The sequence below is a fragment of the Micromonospora sp. 4G55 genome, from assembly GCF_016803375.1.
This window is the reverse complement of record NZ_JAEVHN010000636.1, coordinates 1-3493: the sequence shown is the minus strand read 5'-3', so window position 1 is coordinate 3493 and position 3493 is coordinate 1. Positions and strand designations below refer to the sequence as shown.

Annotated in this window: 3 protein-coding genes and 2 pseudogenes; 2 read left to right on the top strand and 3 right to left on the bottom strand. The window is 75.4% G+C overall.

The features are described from left to right. Positions 1-288 (top strand): annotated as a pseudogene (locus JNW89_RS31450) (transglutaminase domain-containing protein); the annotation flags it as partial. 425 nt (positions 289-713) lie between these two features. On the opposite strand, the gene JNW89_RS31445 reads toward JNW89_RS31450, so the two are convergent. The 3 genes and pseudogenes from JNW89_RS31445 to JNW89_RS31435 form a co-directional block, all read right to left on the bottom strand. Further along, positions 714-1115 (bottom strand): DUF3040 domain-containing protein, encoded by a 402-nt coding sequence (locus JNW89_RS31445; protein WP_238451615.1) that lies wholly within the window; start codon positions 1113-1115, stop codon positions 714-716. Positions 1116-1230: 115 nt separating this feature from the next. Further along, positions 1231-2490 (bottom strand): DNA polymerase IV, encoded by a 1260-nt coding sequence (locus tag JNW89_RS31440; RefSeq protein WP_238451614.1) that lies wholly within the window; start codon positions 2488-2490, stop codon positions 1231-1233. A 38-nt stretch (positions 2491-2528) separates the two neighbouring features. After that, positions 2529-3389 (bottom strand): annotated as a pseudogene (locus JNW89_RS31435) (alkaline phosphatase family protein); the annotation flags it as partial. Here JNW89_RS31435 and JNW89_RS31430 point away from each other — a divergent pair. Next, positions 3310-3493 (top strand): hypothetical protein (locus JNW89_RS31430; protein ID WP_238451832.1); only part of this gene is annotated, 184 nt, incomplete at its 3' end. The pseudogene JNW89_RS31435 and the gene JNW89_RS31430 overlap by 80 nt on opposite strands.

Genomic DNA, 3493 nt, shown 5'->3' with positions numbered 1-3493 from the left:
GGCTGCTCGGCCGGCGGAGGAGCGGGCCCGTTACGCCCGCGACCCGCTCACCGGCGAGCCGTTGCACCCGGCGTTGACGACGGTCCGGGGGCGCCATCGCCGCCCCGGTCGGACCGGCGCACCCGCTTCCTGGCGGCCGTGCTGCCGCCGTCGGTGCTGCTGCGCTGGCGGCTGGCGGTGGCGGACTCGTCCTCCCGGCTGGTGGCCAGCGGCGGACGGACCCGCTCACGGTTGCTGCGCTGGAACCCGCGCCGGCTGCTCGCCAACCGCTCCGCCCGCCGGGCCTAACCCGGCCCCCACCCGGCCACGTGCCCGGGGCCGCCCCGTGCTCGGGCACCTTCAGAGAAAGCGCGGCTATTCTTCGCCGAATAGCCACGCTTTCTCGGAAAGTGCGTGCGGACACCTCGGCGTGCCCGGTGATGCCGCGCCGTCAACCTCGGCCGCTGGACATTCCGTCCGCGGCGCCGCGCCATGTCGTCGACCTGGCGGCATTCCGCGCCTCCGGACCCCGGCATGTCGCCGACACCGAGTCAATCACGACCGACGACAGTGGATCGCCTCCGGCAACCTCATCGGGCCGGGCCGGGGCCGGGGCTCGGATCGGGGCCGGGGCTCGGGTCGGGGCCGGACGTGCGGAAACGACGGAGGTGGCCGGATCGGGTCCGACACCCACCGTCGTGGCGACGCCCACCCGCCTCAGGGGCGGTGAGCGTTCAGCGATGTCCCTCCGGACGCTGCCGCCACCGGTCCTCCATGCGGTCCAACAGCGACGGCCGTCGACCACCCGCGCGTCCGCGCTGACGACGGCGACTCGTCGTTGTGCCACCCACCACGTGCAGGTCGGGTGACTGCGACCGGCGATGCGACTGCACCGCGTAGCCCAGCGCGGCCAGCATGACGACGAAGCCCGCCACTGCCAGCGGCGGAGTCTTGATCACCGCGCCGTAGACCAACAGGGCCAGGCCGACGACGACCACGCCGGCAGCGACGAGCAGGCGACGCCGCGCGTGGAAACGCGGGTCGCTGGCGCGCACGGCCGAGGCGAATTTGGGGTCCTCGGCAAGCGACCGCTCGATCTGCTCGAACAGCCGCTGCTCGTGCTCCGAGAGCGGCACGGCACTCCTCCCCGGTCACGTTGGTCGGCCCGGTCGGGCCGACAGACCGTGGCAGCCAACCGGCTGCTTGCCGTCAAGTCTACGAGGGGGCTCGCGCGTCGGAAAGCGGGACGACCTACGGCCGGGTCGGATTTTCGCCTCTACGGGTATCACGCTTGCCGAGCAGACTGGCCGGACCTATGACGGACCGCCCGAAACGGGCAGCCGCGGCGTCGGCGGCAGCTTCCGCCTCCCGCCAGCCGCGCTCGGGCGCGCCGAGGGTCAGCTGCTGTGGCGTCTCCGTCACCCCGGCCAGCCCCTCCACCCGGACGCCGACCAGGCGGACGCGCTCGGTGGGGTCGAGAACGGTGTAGAGCGCCCAGGCGGTGTCGAAGATCTCCCGGGCCACGTCGGTGGACACGCCGAGGGTGCGGGACCGGTTGACCGTGCGGAAGTCGGCCAGCCGCACCTTGAGCGAGACCGTCCGGCCGACCTGCCCGGCCCGGCGCAGCCGGGCGCCGACCTTGTCGCTGAGGGCGAGCAGGGCCCGGCGGATCTCCACCGGGTCGGCGACGTCGGCGTCGAAGGTCACCTCGGCGCCGATCGACTTCTCCACGTGCTCGGGGCTGACCGTGCGCGGGTCGCGCCCCGAGGCCAACTCGTGCAGGTGGCTGGCGGACGCCTCGCCGACCGCCTTGCGGAGCATGCCGTACGGCGCCTCGGCCAGGTCGCCGATGGTGTTCAGGCCCAGCCGGCGCAGCGTCTCGGCGGAGCGCTCCCCCACCCCCCAGAGCGCGCCGACCGGCAGCGGGTGCAGGAACTCCAGCACCCGGTCGGCCGGCACCACGAGCAGGCCGTCCGGCTTGGCCCGGGTGGAGCCGAGCTTGGCCACGAACTTGGTCGGGGCCACCCCGACGGAACAGGTCAGCTCCTGCTCGGCCGCCACCCGTTCGCGGATCCGGCGGGCGATCTCGGCCGGCGGCCCGAACAGCCGCCGCGCGCCGGCCACGTCGAGGAACGCCTCGTCCAGGGAGAGCGGCTCGACCAGCGGGGTGACGTCCCGGAAGATCTGCATGACCGCCCGGGAGGCGGCCGTGTACTGCGCGAAGTCGGGCGGGAGGTAGACCGCGTGCGGGCAGAGCGCCCGGGCGCGCATGGTGGGCATGGCGCTGCGGACGCCGTACCGCCGGGCCTCGTAGCTGGCGGAGCTGACCACGCCGCGCGGCCCGACGCCACCGACCACCACGGGCCGGCCGCGCAGCTCGGGGCGGCGACGCACCTCCACCGAGGCGAAGAAGGCGTCCATGTCGACGTGCAGGATCGGGCTGCCGGAGTCGTCGGCGTCCGGCCCGAAGCGCGGGTCACCGCCGCGCGGCAACGACTGGCTCCGACCCATTCCCGCAGGTTAGCCCGCCGGTACGACAGCCCGACCGGTCAGCCCCGCACCACCAGCAGCGGAATGGTCAGCTCGGCCGCCGTGTCCGCCCCGTGGTACGCCACCAGCCGGGACACCATCGGCGGCTCGGAGCGGCTGGCCAGCACGGCGTACGTGCCGTGGCAGGTCACCACGACGTCGCCGACGCGGTGCAGGTGCCCCTCCGGCACCGGGCCGAACCGCCCGGCGGCCACCGCCTCCGCCCGGGTCTCCACCCGGCGGCCGGGCCGAGCACCGCCGACCAGGCGGCCACCACGTCGTCGACGGCGCCCGGCTCGACGTGCAGGTAGCGCACCCGCGGCTCCCCGGCGACGACCCGTACCCCGGCCCGCAGCCGGGAGTCGGTGTCCAGGTCGAAGCGGTGCGCGGCGGGCACGTCGAGCTGCCCGTGGTCGGCGGTGACCAGCAGCGCGGCGTCCGGCGGCAGCCCGTCGACGAGCCGGGCGAGCAGCGCGTCGACCTCGGCGGCGGCGATCCGCCAGGGCGCGGAGTCGACGCCGGTGAGGTGACCGTGCCGGTCCAGGTCGGGGTGGTAGCCGGAGACCAGGGTCGGCCCGGGGCCGGCGGCGAGCGCGGCGAGCATCGTCGCCGCCAGGGCGTCCACCCCGGCGCGCCCCGGTAGTCGCCGCCCCCGGTTGGCGGCCAGGGTCAGCCCCGCTGCCGGCGAACTCGGGGCGGCTGACCACGGTCACCGCGACACCGGCCGCCCGGGCCCGCTCCCACTGGGTACGGACCGGCTGCCAGGTCAGCGGCTCCGGGTCGCCGGCCCACTCGATGTGGTTGAGCACCCGGTCGGTGCCGGGCACCCGGACGGTGAAGCCGAGCACCCCGTGCGGCCCGGGCGCGACGCCCGCGCCGAAGCTGACCCACTGGGTACGGACCGGCTGCCAGGTCAGCGGCTCCGGGTCGCCGGCCCACTCGATGTGGTTGAGCACCCGGTCGGTGCCGGGCACCCGGACGGTGA

What these genes read in the sequence shown, in the direction of transcription:
- JNW89_RS31440 (WP_238451614.1), bottom strand. Translation starts at nt 2,490, where the DNA reads ATGGGTCGGAGCCAGTCGTTGCCGCGCGGCGGTGACCCGCGCTTCGGG.